The organism is Streptomyces zaehneri (genome assembly GCF_032248645.1).
GTDB lineage: Bacteria > Actinomycetota > Actinomycetes > Streptomycetales > Streptomycetaceae > Streptomyces > Streptomyces coriariae.
In genome coordinates, this window is sequence record NZ_JASTTJ010000007.1 from 67,239 (window position 1) to 82,026 (window position 14,788).

Below are 14,788 nucleotides of genomic sequence, written 5' to 3' on the forward strand. Positions count from 1 at the left end.
AGAATGGCCTTAACGGCGTTAAGCTGTCAAGTGTGAGTACCGAACGACGCGCCCCCCTCGACCGCAAGCGGGTGGCGGACACCGCCCTCCGGCTGCTCGACGAGGCGGGTCTCGAAGGGCTGACCCTGCGTGCCATCGCCCGGGAGCTGGACGTCAAGGCGCCCGCCCTGTACTGGCACTTCAAGGACAAACAGGCCCTGCTGGACGAGATGGCGACCGAGATGTTCCGGCGGATGGTCGCGGACACGGCACTCGACCCCGCCGACACCTGGCAGGACCGGACGCGCAAGGCCAACCACGGGCTGCGCGCGGCGCTGCTCGCCTACCGTGACGGGGCGCGGGTCTTCAGCGGCTCCCGGTTCACCGGCACCGACCACGCCGTCCAGATGGAGCAGAACCTGCGCCTGTTCACGGCCGCCGGCTTCACCCTCGCCGACGCCGTACGCGCCACGTCGACCGCGTTCGCGTACACCATCGGGTTCGTCACCGAGGAACAGGGCGTGTACCCGCGGCCGGACGAGCGGCGCGAGGGGTTCGACGTGGCGGAACGCGCCCGGCTGCTCGCCGAGTTCCCGCTGTCGGCGAAGGCGGGCGCGGAGATCTTCGAGGACTACGACCGGCAGTTCGGGGAGGGGCTGGAGATCATCGTGGCCGGAATCGCCGCCCGGTACGGGGTGCGGTAGGTCCCATGTCCAAGGCCCGTCGGCCGTAGGCCGCGAGCCGGATCCGTCCGTCGATTCACCGCATTGCGGCACTCATCGCGCGTTCTCATCTCGTTCACATCGCGCACCTAGTTTCGCCGAATGCCTGACATATCCAGCCGGGTGCAGGAGTCCCGCATACCCCGTCAGCGGGGTGGCGCCGCACTCGTCTCTTATGTACTGCCCGTCTTCGACGAACAGGACGGGATCCGCCACTTCCACGAGGAACTCGTGGCGGCACTGCGCGAACGCCCCGAGTACGCCTTCGAGTTGGTGTACGTCGACGACGGCTCCGCCGACGGCACGTCGCTCGTCCTGGAAGACATCGCGAAGAACGACCGGCGTGTCCGGGTCGTCGACTTCGCGCGCAACTTCGGCCACCAGATGGCCATCACGGCCGGTATCGACGAGGCGCGCGGCGACGCCGTGATCGTCATGGACACCGACCTCCAGGATCCGCCGAAGGTCAGCCTCCAGCTGATCGACGCCTGGCGGGACGGCGCGGAGATCGTGCACGCCCGTCGGCGCAGCCGTCAGGACACGCTCTTCAAGCGGGCCACCGCGCACGCCTACTACCGTCTGCTGCGGTCCTCCACCGACGTGGACATCCCGCTGGACACCGGCGACTTCCGCCTGATGGACCGACGTGCCGCCGACGAACTGCGGCGCTTCCGGGAGCGCAGCCGGTTCGTGCGCGGCATGGTCGCCTCGATGGGCTTCCGGCAGAGCGAGGTGCACTTCGACCGCGACGAGCGGTTCGCCGGCGAGACCAAGTACCCGCTGCGCAAGATGGCGCGGCTCGCCGTCGACGGCCTGACCGGCTTCTCCACCGCACCCCTGCGGATGATCACCAAGCTGGGTTTCGCGGTGCTCGCGCTCTCCCTCGTCGGCATCTGCTACGCGCTCGGCATGAAGGTGCTGCGGCCCGAGATCACGGTCTCCGGCTGGACGATGCTGATGGTCGTCGTGCTGTTCATGGGCGGTGTGCAGATGCTGTCGCTCGGTGTGCTGGGCAGCTACATCGGACGGACGTACAACGAGGTGCAGGGGCGGCCCCTGTACACCGTGCGGCAGGTCATCTCGCACGACTCGGAGGCCGGCGGTGACGGCACCGGCCATGGCCACTGAGGACATGGTGCAGGCCGGCACCCGCACGGGCACCGACGCCCCGGCCGACGGCGACACCCCGCAGGACACCGGCCCCCGCACCGGCCCCCGCACCCGCGACCTCCGGCAGCTGATCACCTACGCGCTGGTCGGCGGCAGCGGCGTCCTCCTCGACCTGGGCGCGTTCCTGCTGCTCTACAACGTGGCCGGCCTGCACGAGCAGGTCGCCAACGTGCTCTCCACCAGCCTCGGCATCACCAACAACTTCGTCCTGAACGCCCTGTTCACCTTCGGCAGGCGCGACCGTCCGCTGGTGCGCTATCTGCGCTTCTACGCCGTCGGCCTGACCGGTATCGCCCTGACGTTCGTCCTGCTCGCGGTGTTCTCCCGAGGGCTCGGCATCGATCCGAACCTGGTGAAGGCCGGCTCGCTGCCGCTGGTGCTGGTCTTCCAGTTCGCGCTCAACAGAAAGTGGAGTTTCGCATGAACCTCGGCGTCATCGGCGCGGGCGCGACCGGCCTCACCGCCGCCTACGACGCGGTCAAGCAGGGCCACGCGGTCACCGTCCTGGAAGCCGCCGACGAACTCGGCGGGCTCGCCGCGTCCCTCCTCGTGGGGGGAGTGCCGCTGGAGCGCTACTACCACCACATCTTCCGCAGCGACCGACAGATGATCGAGCTCGTCGAGGAGCTGGGCCTGGGCGGCTCCCTGCGCTTCCACAAGACCACCACCGGTGTGTTCCGGGGCGGCCGGATCCACCCCTTCAGCACGCCGCTGGAGATGCTGACCTCCCCGCTGTACGGCCTGCCCGCCGGAGTCCGCTTCGGTCTGTCGTCGGCGTGGCTGAAGGTCGTGCGCGACGGGGAGCGGTTCACCGACCGCACCGCCCTGAGCTGGCTGCGCAAGTGGGCCGGGCGGCGCGCCACCGAGGCCGTCTGGGAGCCGCTGCTGCGCGGCAAGTTCGGCGACCGCGCCGACCAGGTGTCCATGGCCTGGCTGTGGGCGCGGGTCCACTGCCGGACCTTCGAACTCGGCTATATGGACGGCGGGTTCGAGCGCGTGTACGCGACGCTCGCCGACCGGATCGCGGAGCTCGGCGGCAAGGTCGAGTTCGGCAGGCGGATGGAGACGATCCGTCAGGACGGCGGCGACGGGCAGGTCACCGTGCGCACCGCCGACGGCTCCTCGTACGCCTTCGACCATCTGATCGTCACCACCGCGCAGCCCGCCTTCGCCAAGGCCGCCGACGCGCCCGCCGACGACGCCGTCTGGCGCAACCAGTACCTGGGCGCGACCTGCTTCGTGCTGGAGCTGGACCGCAGCGCCATCCCGTACTACTGGCTCAACATCAACGAGCCCGGCTTCCCCTTCCTGGCGGTCGTCGAGCACACGCAGATGATCGACCCGGCGCGGTACGGGGGCCGTCACATCCTCTACGTGGGCAACTACGTCGAGCGCGACGACCTGCGCTTCACCACCGAGCCGGCCGAGCTGCTGGAGCGGTTCCTGCCGTGGCTCAAGCGGATCAACCCGGAGTTCGACCGCTCCTGGATCCAGGACTGGCACTTCTCGCGGGCGCCCTTCGCCCAGCCCGTGGTCACCCCCGAGTACAAGGCCCTGATCCCCGGCCACGAGACGCACCTCAGCGGGGTGACCCTCGCGACGATGGCGCAGATCTACCCGCAGGACCGGGGGCAGAGCTACTCGGTGGAGCTGGGGCACAGGGCGGCGCGCATCGCGGGCGTCGCCTGACCCGGACTGCCGCACCAAAGGCACGGCCTCGGCGGGGAGTTCACCGCCGGGGCCGTGCCTGTGCGCCGTACCCGCCTCAGCGGCGCGCGGTGCACACCACGAGCTGCCGCCCCTCCGGCTGGGGGCACTTGTACGCCCTGCGGATGTCGGCGGCGATCCGCGGGTCGATGATGCCCAGCGACAGCCAGCCGGGCTGGTAGACGGCGTAGGCGGCCGGGTGCTCCTGCGTGACGCAGCGCACGTTCTCGCGGGTCGACTCCAGCGAGGGCACGTCGGTGAGCTGCCTGGGCACGTTGAAGAAGGTGGGGAAGGGATACCGGCAGGCGGTCGGGTGGCCTATGTAGTAAGCCTGCTGACCGAAGGTCAGATACAACACGGTTGCGCCGTGCGGCAGTTCGGCGTCCACCTGCTCGGCCGCCGCTGCCGCCGACCGCGCCTGCTCCTTGAGCTCCGCGTTGGTCGTGACGATCCGCCCCTCGATCACGCGGACCCCGGACAGGGGCCACACGGTCGCGGCCAGGCACAGGACGACCGCGAGGACCGGCAGGGCGACCGGAACGCGGAGGGCGTGCGGGCGCGGCGCCCGCACCCACAGCAGGTCCACCGCCCCGGCGAGGAGTGCCGCCGCCGAGGCGAGCCACGCGACGACGTCCGTGTCCAGGTCCGCACGGACGAGGGCGAGCAGCGGGGCCAGCGCCCCGTACGCGAGGGCGAGCACGGTGAGGCACAGCGGAGGGCGGCCGTGTGCGCCGTACCAGCGGCCGATCGCGAGAGCGGTCAGGGCCGCGGCCACCACCGGCAGGCTCTCGCCGTGGTAGGCGAACCAGTTGCCCTGGTAGACCACGACGGCCAGGCCGACGACGAGGAGCAGCAGCGTGACGAGCGCGGCCTCGACGCGCTGCCGGCGCGACGCAAGCGTGGCGGTGAACAGCAGCAGCGCGCCGGGCAGCAGCGCGAGCACCGGCGTCACCGTGATCCGGTCGCCCAGGTAGTCGGCGGTCCGCAGCAGCAGGTCCGAGACGACGATCGGGTCCTTGCCCAGCGCGTGCGCGTTGATGTGCGGCATGTCGCGCAGCCACTGGAGCTCGCGCGAGCCCGACCAGGCGCTGACCGCGAACAGCAGGCCGGTGCCGACGGCGGTCGCGGCGGCGAGCAGCAGGCCCCGCACCCGGTCCACGGCGAAGACCACGAGGAGCGCCATCGCGGCGGTGCCCGCGGTGGAGAACTTCATCAGCACGGCGAGCCCGAGCGGCAGCGCGCCCAGCACGGCGGCCTGCCGGCGGCCGCGGACGCCCAGCGCGGCGGCGACGCCGACCGTCGCGAAGACGATCGCGAACCACTCCGGCTGCAAGTAGTCGATGACGGGCGCGAAGGCCAGGGTGAGGGCGGTCAGGCCCGACACCAGCAGCGCGTCCCGCTCGGGCATACGGCGGCGCAGGGCCCGGTGCAGCAGCAGACCGGCGGCCGCGCACAGGGCGATGCCGATGAGCCGCAGAAGGGCCTCGCGCACCGCGTTCGAGCCGCCGGTGACGGCGTCCAGACCATCGAGCAACCACCGGTAGAAGAAAGGCCGGTGAGCGAATATCTCGGACGGGGAGAGCCCGCTCGCCCCCGTCGTCCGCAGAGCGGCGAGTACATAGCGGATGTCGAGAAAGACGCCGGCGGTGAGGGTCGGGTAGATCAGCAGCGCGGCGGTGATGAGGGTGGTGGTCCACCCCGCGGGAGAGGTGAGGCGCAGCCGACGCGATGCCGGTCCGCGCGGACTCCGCCCGCGCCGCGCGGCGGGCAAAGATGCGGTGGATATGTCGGTCACGTGCGCGAACGTAGCATCGAATTCCACGGGAACACGGGGTGATGAAAAGGGGGAGTCGTCGGCTCACCCGTTCTTCATCTGCCATTTCCCGACCCGATCCGGATGTCACGCCGAATTCACCTGGGAGTCGGCGACGGGACATGCGGAAGCTGATCCTGCTTTCTTAGGATCAGTTGACTTTCCGCTGAGAATCCAGGTGTGCACACGTGGCCAATACACCGACCCTGTCCGTGGTCGTCCCCTGCTACAACATCGAGTCATATCTGCCCGAGACGGTGACCAGTCTGGTCAACAACGCGCGGGACGACTTCGAGTTCATCTTCGTCGAGGACAGATCCACCAAGGACAGGACCTACGAAGCGCTCCTCGCCCTGACGGAGCGGCTCGGGAACAGCCGGGTGATCCGGCACGAGCGCAACGGCGGACTGGCCACCGCGCGCAACACCGGCATCGACGTCGCGGAAGGCCGCTACCTCACCTTCCTCGACGGCGACGACTGGCTCGCACCCGGCTATCTGGCCCGGCTGGTGGACGTCGTCGAACGGTTCGACGTCGACTTCGTCCGCACGGACCACGTACAGGTCACCGGTGTCGAGCGGGCCGTCCACCGGGCACCCGAGGGCCGCCGCCACACCCCGCTCGACCCGCGCACCTCGATCCTCCCCGTCGACGACACCACGATGGTCGACTATCCGTACGCCTGGGCCGGCGTCTACCACCGCCGCCTCCTCGACCGGGGCCTGCTCCGCTTCCACGACGGGCTGCGCACCGCCGAGGACCGGCCGTGGATCTGGGACCTGCACCGCAGGGCTCAGTCCTACGTCGTCGCCAGCCTGCACGGGGTCTTCTACCGCCGGGGCATCGCCAGTTCGCTCACCCAGATCGGCGACGTGCGCCAGCTGGACTTCTTCCGCTCCTTCGACCTCGTCCTCGCCGAACTCGCCGACGATCCCGAGGCCGACCGGCTGCGCGGGAAGGCGCTGCGCAACTTCTGCGTCGTCATCGCCCACCAGCTGATCGACCGGCGCCGCTTCGAGCGCGGTGTCGCCGCGAAGCTGAAGCGGCTGGCCGCCGAGGCGCTGGGCGCGATGAGCGAGGAGGAACTGAGCGAGGCCGTGGTGGGGATGGGCGAGGAACGTGTCCATGTGCTGCGCCGGGTCCGCGGCGGAATGAGGGGTGTGGCGGCGTGATCCAGATATTCTGCTCGGCCACCCAGTACGCCGCCGCGACCGTCACCGCCGCGATCCGCGCCGGCCGGTTCGGCCCGCGCGAGGGCGTCCGCCGCATCCTCGTCGTCAGCAACACCGCCGCCGCGCCCGAGGTCTCCACCCCACTGGACCGGATGGCCGGCTTCGAGAAGCTGCGCCCCGAGTTCGACCAGGTGTACTCCTGGAACGAGTTCATCTCCCCGCACCACCCGGCCGGCTGGTCGCCGCGTGCCCAGGACACCCGGCTCTGGGAGAAGGCCGTACGCCTCGCCTGGGACCTGGGCGAGGAACCGGTCGAGATCGCCTGCGAGTCCATCCAGGCCAACCCGTCCCGCGCGATCGCCGACATCTTCGCGGACAGCCCGATCCACGTGTACGCGGACGGGCTGATGAGCTACGGCCCGACCCGCAACCGCATCCCGAACGGCATGAGCAGCCGCATCACCCGCGTGCTCCACCTCGACCTGGTGCCCGGCCTGCGGCCGATGCTCCTGTCCGAGTACGGCGTCCGGCCCGAGGCCGTGCCGGGCGAGGCGATGGTCGACGTCCTCGCGCAGATCGGCGAGTCCGGCGCCGGCGTCCTCGCAGAGCGGCTCCCGGCCGACCACCGGGCCACCGCCGTGCTCCTCGGCCAGTACCTCTCCGCGATCGACCTGATCACCCAGGACGAGGAGGAGCGGCTGCACGTCCGCATGCTGCGGGCCGCCGCCCGCGCGGGTCACAGGGACGTGCTGTTCAAGCCGCACCCGAGCGCGCCCGCCGTCTACAGCGAGTCCCTGGAGGCGGCCGCAGGCGAACTCGGCGTGCGGCTCACCGTGCTGAACGAACCGATCCTCGCCGAGACGGTCTTCGCCTTCCTGAAGCCGAAGCTCGTCATCGGCTGCTTCTCCACGGCACTGATGACCGCCGCCGCCTTCTACGGCATTCCCGTCGCCCGGGTCGGCACGGAGCTGCTCCTGGAACGCATCACACCGTACGAGAACAGCAACCGCGTCCCGCTGACCATCATCGACGTGGCGCTGCCCGACGCGGAGCACGCGGAGCTCGGCGCCCCGCTCGAACTCGCGGGGGCGGCCGAGGAACTGACGCCGCTGATCCGGGCCGTGGGGTACTGCATGCAGTCCCGCAAGTACCACGGCCTGCGCGCCGAGGCGGTCACCTGGCTCGCCGCGCATCTCGCCGAACCGTCGCCGTACCAGCGCTACTTCAAGCGCCGCCGCCTCACCGGCCTGCGCCTCCCCGGCGGCGGCCCGATCCGGGCCGAGGCCCTGCGCCGCCACCCGGCGGTACGCCGCGCGGTACGCCGGCTGCGGGCGTAGGACCCCGCGACCCAAAGGGGCGCGGGGAACCGCGCCACCAGCCACGACGGTGCCGCGGACGGCTTACGGCTTACGGCGTACCGCGGCACCGCCGGACGCCGGACGCCGGACGCCGGACGCCGGACGCCGGACGCCGGACCGCTCAAGCCCGCCGCACGGCGAGCGCCCGCTTCAGCCGTGGCCCGACCGGCTTCTCCACGAAGCGGTGGAGAAGCCAGGCGATCCCCAGCATGGCCAGAATCGTCGTCCCGAACGTCAGCCACGCGTTCAGACCGAAGTCCCGGTACAGCACCCGGATGAAGAACCAGCCCAGGTGCTCGTGGATCAGATAGAAGGGGTACGTCAGCGCCCCGGCCACCGTCAGCCAGCGCCAGTTCGCCCGGCTCGTCCAGCCCAGGGCCACCGCGGCGACGGCGACGAAGGCGACGAGGACGATCAGCTGGATGACGTACGGGCTGCGGTGGAACTGGCCCTGCGGGCCGGGGTGCCACAGGGCCGTCACGGAGTAGCGCTGGCCGAGCAGGAAGCTGAAGCCGACGATGCCCCACAGCAGCAGGTCGTTGCCGAAGCGGTGGATCAGGTAGAAGGCCAGACCGCCGATGAAGTACGGGGCGTGGTCACGCATCACCAGCTCGTCGGTCAGCGGGTTGTCGGCGACCCGGGCGAGGACGCCGGCCAGCGTCCACAGGCAGCAGAACGTCACCACCCTGCGGTAGGTGACGCCCCGCCAGACCACGAACAGCGCGAACAGGGCGTAGAAGCGCACCTCCACCCAGAGCGTCCAGTCCACCCCCAGCACCCGGGGCACGCCCATCGGCTGCTGGAGCATGGTGAGGTTGGTGAGGATCTCGTCCGAGCGCAGCGGCGAGGCCACCACCGGCAGGATCAGGCCCGCGGCGGTGACCAGGACGATCGCCGCCCAGTACGCCGGGTACAGCCGGGCGACCCGGGAGCGGAAGAAGTCCCCCGTGCTCCGGCCCCAGCTGCTCATGCAGATCACGAACCCGCTGATGAGGAAGAAGAACTGCACGCCCAGGCTGCCGTAGGTGGCGAACTGCGACAGCGTCGGGAACTTCTGGCCGGGGGACTGCTGCCAGGACTGCGCGACCTCGCCGTTCTTGCCGGCGTAGTGGTAGAAGCAGACCATCAGGGCCGCCAGCAGGCGCAGCCCGTCCAGGGCCCGCAGCCGGCTCTCCGCCCGGGGCCGGACCGGCGCCCGGTCGGGGACGGGAAGGTTCAGCCGGAGTGCCGGTGTCGGGGCCGGTGCCGCCGCCTGGTCAGCCGCGCTCATCCTGGGACCTTCCGTGGGAGTCGTGAGAGGTGTTCCGTCGTGGGGGACGGCCCTGGCCGTCGGCTCGACGACGGAACGCTATGCATCTCCGACAAGTCCGGGATGAGTGACGGCTGACTCACCGGCGGCGTGGGAATGACGATCGGATGAACAGCTGTCCGGGTATGTCATGTTTCCGGTCGTGGAGTGCCGGCCCAGCCGGAGGAGCGACCGCCCCGCCGGAGGAGCTACTGCCACGCCGGAGGCGCGACCGGCACTGCGGTGAGGCGTCTGCCGCTCCCGAGAGGCGACCGGCACTGCGGTGAGGCGTCCGCCACGCCGGAGGGGCGACCGGCACTGCGGTGAGGCGTCCGACGCTCCCGGGACATGGCCGGCACCGCGGGGACGTTACCGGCACCGCGGGGACGTGACCGGCGCTCCTGAGACGACGCGACCGCTACCGCTTGCCGTTCACCCGCTTCAGGGCCCGCGCCCGGCGCGCCAGGCGGCGGACGGTCGCGTTGCGCGGGATGAAGGCGAGCCGGCCCGGGACGGCGCCGGGGAGGGCCAGCGCCGCCAGGCGCCGGCGCTTGAAGTAGCGCCAGGTGTGCGGGTCGAGACGGGTGGAGAGGTAGCGCTCCGCCTCGGCCCGCAGCCCCGGGTAGATCTTGGGCTGCATCGCGAAGCCGACTGCGTCGAGGAGGGCGGCCAGTTCCTCCACCCGCTCCGCCGACGGCATGGCCCACGCCTTCACCGCCGGTCCGTCCGCCAGGTCCGGCAGCAGCGCGTCGACGATGGTGAGCGGTACCCGGTTGCTGTTCTGGTACGGCGCGAGCCTGGCCAGCACGGTGCCGGTGCCGATCCGGGCGACCGGGAGACCGTACAGACCGGCGGCGGTGAGCAGCGCGGTGGAGAAGCAGCCGACGACGAGGGCGGGCCGCAGCCGCTGGTAGGCCACCTCGGCGAGGACGGGCCGGTCGAGAAGGGCGAGTTCGGCGCCCAGCTTCTTCGCCTCGTCCTCCAGCAGCCGGGACCAGCGGGCGGGTGCCACCGGGTGCGGCTTGAAGACGAGCCTGCGGTGCCCGAGCGCCACGGCGCCGCGCACCATGCCCAGATGAAGCTCCTCCTCCTCGGCGTCGCCGAGAATGCCGAGCGCCGACAGGTACTGCCCCAGCAGCAGCGCCGGTTGCTCCTCGGGGGCAGGCAACCCGGTCTCGTCCTGGGCGAGTTCGCCCAGCACCTTGAGGAACGCCTCGGACGGCACCAGCACCGGCGGCACGCCGAACTCGGTGAGCAGCAGGGGGGTGAGGCCCGGCACCAGATCGAGGTGCAGCAGCCGGTCGACCCGGGTGCCGACCAGCGGGTCGATCTTGTCGCGTGTGGGGCCGTAACTCATCAGACCGTCGGCGTAGGCGTCGACGGGCGCGCCGGTGAACGTCTGGCACAACGCCAGCGCCGGGTTCACCTGGAGGGACTCCACGGCCAGGTGCACCTCGTCGTCACCGAGGTCCCACAACAGCCGTACGTACCGCTCCCACATCGGGATGTCGTCTCCGCGGGGGCCCCAGCCGCCGGGGTGGAAGGGGGCGATGGTCTCGTTCCAGGACAGCACCTCGTCGAAGCGCTCACGGATCCGGGCGAAGCCCGGCATGGCGTCGACGGACGGCGTGGTCTCCGGATTGACCGCGTTGTTGGTGACGAGCAGCAGCCGGCGGTCGGTCGGTTCGAAGAGCCCGGCGTCGAGGGCCGCGGCCAGGGTCGCGGCGCCGTACAGGGTCGAGACGCAGAAGATCCGGGTCGTGCGAGGCATCAGACGGCCACCGTCCGTGCCGCCACCGGCCTGCGCCGTACCCGCCGCAGCGCACTCGCCCGCTCCACGTCCATCGAGTCCATGACCTCCGCGAGCACGTCCTGCGGCATGCGTTTGAGGGCGGCGGCGCACAGGGAGCGCAGTTTCCGTGCCACGGCGGGTTCGAACCTCTCGATCGAGCCGAGGTGATGCGTCATGATCGCGCAGTAGGTGCGCACCGCCTTGGGCAGCAGCTTCCCGCCCTCGGCGTCCCGCGCCGTCTCCTCGATCACCTGGTCGAAGGCGCGGATGAAGTCCAGTTGCCGCACGTCGCCGATCTGGGTGAGGGAGGAGGCCACCCCGCGCCGGTAGTGGACGCCCAGCAGCCCCACCACGGCGAAGGTGTCGGCTTCCCGGTGGAGCTTCCAGATCCAGGGCCGGTCCTCGGCCGTCCGAAGCCCGTCGGTGAAGTGCAGCAGTCCGCGGTCGACGAGACGGCGGTGGTAGATGCCGGCCCAGGCGTAGGCGTAGTCCACCGAAGTGGACCGGTCGGCGGGCAGGATCGCCTCCCGCGGGTTCATCACCGTCCCGCGCCGGCCGTGCGGCACGCGGTGAATGCTCCGGGCCCGCGCGGTGCACTGCACGTGGTCGGTGCGGACGAAGTCGCAACCCAGCTGCTCCATGGAGGCGAGGAGCCGGGGAAAGTATCCGGGCGCAATCCAGTCGTCGCCGTCCAGGAAAGTCAGATAATCGCCGCGCGCCTTGTCGATGCCGGTGTTTCTCGCGGTCGCCAGCCCTCCGTTCTTTTCGTGTCTGACCAACACCGCGCCCGGCAGTTCTCGTTCCGCACGCGTGAGGATCTCCGAGGTCGCGTCGGTCGAGCAGTCGTCGACCAGGATGAACTCGAAGTCCTCGCGTGCGTTCGAACGCAGGCTCGTCAGGGTGTCGGGCGCGTATTGCTGAACGTTGTAGAACGGCACGATCACGGAAAGCTTGGGCACCTGCGAAACCCTAGAAGGACACCCGGCGGCAAAACCATCCGGTGTGGATACGGGGGGTGAACTCGATGTGTCGGAATGGTGCACCCCCTGCGCTTTCGCTTGATAAGCAGGCCAGTTCGGCGTTCGGTGGTCCGCTGTTAACTTTTTGTTGAGGGGTGATTGGGCCAAGCCCCGCTTTTGCTTTCTAGCGTCTTGGCTGTGCCAGCAAGTACTGCCAACCCCCCACGGATCGCCGTCCTCGCGGACTCCGACACCCGATGGAAATGGGGTGCGCTGACCGCGACGCGGATCGCGCCCTCCATGGAAGCCGGATCCGGGAGCGGGGCGCAAGTCGCCCCCGTCCTGGACGGATTCCTGCTGCGCGGCCGGGCCACCCCGACCCCCCGCCAGCTGGCCGAGGTCGGCGTGCACGCCGACTCGCTGAGCGAGGTCACCGCGCTCGAGTTCCTGCGCGCCATGACGCGGACCTCGTACGACGTCCTCGTCCTCGCCCTGGTCGGCGGCGGCGTCCAGGCGATCCTGCACGGCCTGAAGCGGATCTGGGAGGGACGGACCGAGCGTCCCGTCGTCGTCACCGGCTATGTCGGCGTCGTCTACGAGAAGCTCGCCGACGGCCTGCTGCTGCGGCACGGCGCCGACCTCGTCCTCGCCAACTCCCGCCAGGACGCGGAGCGTTTCCGCGCCGTGTACGAGGGCGTGGGCGCCGACCCCTCCTCGGTGACCGAAGTGGCCCTGCCGTTCCTGGGCGGTGCCCCGTACACGGGTGAACACGACCCCTACACCGTCGTCTTCGCCGCACAGCCCTCCGTGCCGGAGAACCGCAGGGACCGTACGTACCTGCTCGACCGGCTGGTGCGGCACGCGCGGCTGCACCCGGAGCGGGAGGTGCTGCTGAAGCTCCGCTCCAAGCCGGGCGAGCACACCACCCACATCGAGGAGCTGCCCTACCAGAAGCTGGTGCAGAAGCTCGATCCGCCGCCCAACTTCCGTCTGGTGTACGGGAACATGGGCGAAGTACTGGACCGCACCGACCTCATGGTCACGGTCAGTTCGACGGCCGCCCTGGAGTCCCTGCACCGTCGGGTCCCCACGGTCGTCCTCACCGACCTCGGGGTGCGCGAGGCGCTCGGCAACCACCACTTCGTCGGCTCCGGCTGTCTCGCCTCCTGGGACCAGCTCGACGCCGGGCACCGGCCCGCCCCCGACGAGGAGTGGGTGGCCCGGCAGGGCGTCGCGGCGGACGGCTCGTACGCGACGGCCTTCGACGCGGCGCGTGAGCGGATCGGCAAAGCGCTCAGCGGTCCCGGAGGCCTTCCGCCCCTCACCCCCTACTACACGCCCGCCACCGCGCCCGGCTATCTGCCCGGCATCCTCGCCCGCCACCACCTCGGCCCCGACGGCAGCCCGCTGCCCGGCGCGCCCGCCGCCGACCGGGAGCCGGGCCCGGTCCGGCAGATCGTGCGCCGGGCGGCGCGCGGCGCCTACCGGCACGGCGTGCAGCGGGTGGCCCCGGTCATCCGGCGGATGGGGGAGCTGTGACCCGTCAAGGAGAGAAACCCATGTCCGACTCACCAGCCGGGGTGCGCCGTGTGCTCGCGGTGATCCCCGCGCGCGGCGGCTCCAAGGGCGTACCCGCGAAGAACCTCGCACCGGTGGGCGGCGTACCGCTCGTCACCCGCGCGGTCCGCGAGTGCCGGGCGACCCGCCTCGTGACGGACGTCGTCGTCTCCACCGACGACCACGCCATCGCGGCGGCGGCGCGCGAGGCGGGCGCGGAGGTCGTGCTGCGGCCCGCCGCCATCGCCGGCGACACCGCGACCTCCGAGGCGGCCGTCCTGCACGCCCTGGACGCCCACGAGGCACTGCACGGCTCCCCGGTCGACGCCGTCCTGCTCGTGCAGTGCACCAGCCCCTTCCTGGTCCGCGACGACATCGACGGGGTCGCCGCGGCCGTCGTCGAGCAGGGCGCCGACACCGCGGTGACGGTCGCCCCGTTCCACGGCTTCGTCTGGCGCGACGGGGACGCCGCACAGGGCGCGCAGGGCGCGGAGGGCGCGGAGGGCGACGGGGGCCCCGGCCATGCCGGCGGCTTCGGCGTCAACCACGACAAGGCCTTCCGCCCCCGCCGCCAGGACCGGCCCCAGGACCTCCTGGAGACCGGCGCCGCCTACGCCATGGCGACCGACGGCTTCCGCGCGCACGGCCACCGCTTCTTCGGCCGCACGGAACTCGTCCGCACCGACCCCGCCCGGGTCCTGGAGATCGACGACCCGCACGACCTGAACCGGGCCCGGGCGCTGGCGCCCCTCTTCGACACGGACCGGCCCGGCTCCCTCCCCACGGCCGCCGACATCGACGCGGTCGTCCTCGACTTCGACGGCACCCAGACCGACGACCGGGTGCTGATCGACTCCGACGGACGGGAGTTCGTCTCCGTGCACCGCGGCGACGGCCTCGGCATCGCCGCCCTGCGCGGGTCGGGCCTGCGGATGCTGATCCTCTCGACCGAACAGAACCCGGTCGTCGCCGCCCGGGCCCGGAAGCTGAGGCTCCCGGTCCTGCACGGCATCGACCGCAAGGACCTCGCGCTCAAGCAGTGGTGCGAGGAGCAGGGCATCGCGCCGGAGCGCGTGCTCTACGTCGGCAACGACGTCAACGACCTCCCCTGCTTCGCCCTCGTGGGCTGGCCGGTGGCGGTCGCGAGCGCCCACGACGTCGTCCGCGGCGCCGCCCGCGCGGTCACCACCCTCCCCGGTGGCGACGGCGCGATCCGGGAGATCGCCGGCTGGATCCTCGGACCCTCTCTCGACCCCCTCACCAGGTAAGGA

The 14,788-nt window shown here is 71.2% G+C and carries 12 protein-coding genes; 8 read left to right on the top strand and 4 right to left on the bottom strand.

Annotated features, from left to right (window positions below; all coding sequences use genetic code 11):
- The first annotated feature begins 32 nt into the window (after positions 1–32).
- The 4 genes from QQM72_RS13770 (at position 33) to QQM72_RS13785 (ending at position 3,560) form a co-directional block, all read left to right on the top strand.
- Positions 33–683: a TetR/AcrR family transcriptional regulator C-terminal domain-containing protein gene (locus QQM72_RS13770; protein ID WP_314221152.1), complete on the top strand. Its 651-nt coding sequence runs from the start codon at positions 33–35 to the stop codon at positions 681–683.
- 120 nt (positions 684–803) lie between these two features.
- On the top strand, positions 804–1,829 hold the full coding sequence (locus QQM72_RS13775; protein WP_314221153.1) for a glycosyltransferase family 2 protein: 1,026 nt from the start codon (positions 804–806) through the stop codon (positions 1,827–1,829).
- Positions 1,819–2,295 (top strand): GtrA family protein, encoded by a 477-nt coding sequence (locus tag QQM72_RS13780; RefSeq protein ID WP_314221154.1) that lies wholly within the window; start codon positions 1,819–1,821, stop codon positions 2,293–2,295. The genes QQM72_RS13775 and QQM72_RS13780 overlap by 11 nt, the downstream gene beginning before the upstream one ends.
- Positions 2,292–3,560: an NAD(P)/FAD-dependent oxidoreductase gene (locus tag QQM72_RS13785; RefSeq protein ID WP_314221155.1), complete on the top strand. Its 1,269-nt coding sequence runs from the start codon at positions 2,292–2,294 to the stop codon at positions 3,558–3,560. Before QQM72_RS13780 ends, QQM72_RS13785 begins: the two co-directional genes overlap by 4 nt.
- Positions 3,561–3,636: 76 nt before the next feature.
- Here QQM72_RS13785 and QQM72_RS13790 read toward each other — a convergent pair whose 3' ends face one another.
- The gene (locus QQM72_RS13790; RefSeq protein ID WP_314221156.1) at positions 3,637–5,373 is read right to left on the bottom strand and encodes a hypothetical protein; all 1,737 of its coding nucleotides are present in this window, start codon (positions 5,371–5,373) and stop codon (positions 3,637–3,639) included.
- 206 nt (positions 5,374–5,579) lie between these two features.
- Here QQM72_RS13790 and QQM72_RS13795 point away from each other — a divergent pair, with 206 nt between their 5' ends.
- Together QQM72_RS13795 and QQM72_RS13800 are read left to right on the top strand one after the other, a co-directional pair.
- Positions 5,580–6,563: a glycosyltransferase family 2 protein gene (locus tag QQM72_RS13795; RefSeq protein ID WP_314221157.1), complete on the top strand. Its 984-nt coding sequence runs from the start codon at positions 5,580–5,582 to the stop codon at positions 6,561–6,563.
- Positions 6,560–7,900, top strand: coding sequence for a polysialyltransferase family glycosyltransferase (locus tag QQM72_RS13800; protein ID WP_314221158.1), 1,341 nt, complete (start codon positions 6,560–6,562; stop codon positions 7,898–7,900). The genes QQM72_RS13795 and QQM72_RS13800 overlap by 4 nt, the downstream gene beginning before the upstream one ends.
- A 142-nt stretch (positions 7,901–8,042) precedes the next feature.
- Here the strand turns inward: QQM72_RS13800 and QQM72_RS13805 are convergent, their stop codons facing one another.
- The 3 genes from QQM72_RS13805 to QQM72_RS13815 form a co-directional block, all read right to left on the bottom strand.
- Positions 8,043–9,191: an acyltransferase family protein gene (locus tag QQM72_RS13805; RefSeq protein ID WP_314221159.1), complete on the bottom strand. Its 1,149-nt coding sequence runs from the start codon at positions 9,189–9,191 to the stop codon at positions 8,043–8,045.
- 436 nt (positions 9,192–9,627) lie between these two features.
- Complete coding sequence (locus tag QQM72_RS13810) at positions 9,628–10,980, bottom strand: polysialyltransferase family glycosyltransferase (protein WP_314221160.1); 1,353 nt, start codon at positions 10,978–10,980, stop codon at positions 9,628–9,630.
- On the bottom strand, positions 10,980–11,960 hold the full coding sequence (locus QQM72_RS13815; RefSeq protein ID WP_314221161.1) for a glycosyltransferase family 2 protein: 981 nt from the start codon (positions 11,958–11,960) through the stop codon (positions 10,980–10,982). The genes QQM72_RS13810 and QQM72_RS13815 overlap by 1 nt, the downstream gene beginning before the upstream one ends.
- Positions 11,961–12,158: 198 nt before the next feature.
- On the opposite strand from QQM72_RS13815, the gene QQM72_RS13820 reads away from it, so the two are divergent.
- A complete protein-coding gene (locus QQM72_RS13820) occupies positions 12,159–13,499 on the top strand; it encodes a DUF6716 putative glycosyltransferase (protein WP_314221162.1) in 1,341 nt (446 codons plus the stop codon).
- A 20-nt stretch (positions 13,500–13,519) separates the two neighbouring features.
- Positions 13,520–14,785, top strand: coding sequence for an acylneuraminate cytidylyltransferase (locus QQM72_RS13825; RefSeq protein ID WP_314221163.1), 1,266 nt, complete (start codon positions 13,520–13,522; stop codon positions 14,783–14,785).
- The last annotated feature ends 3 nt before the right edge of the window (positions 14,786–14,788 follow it).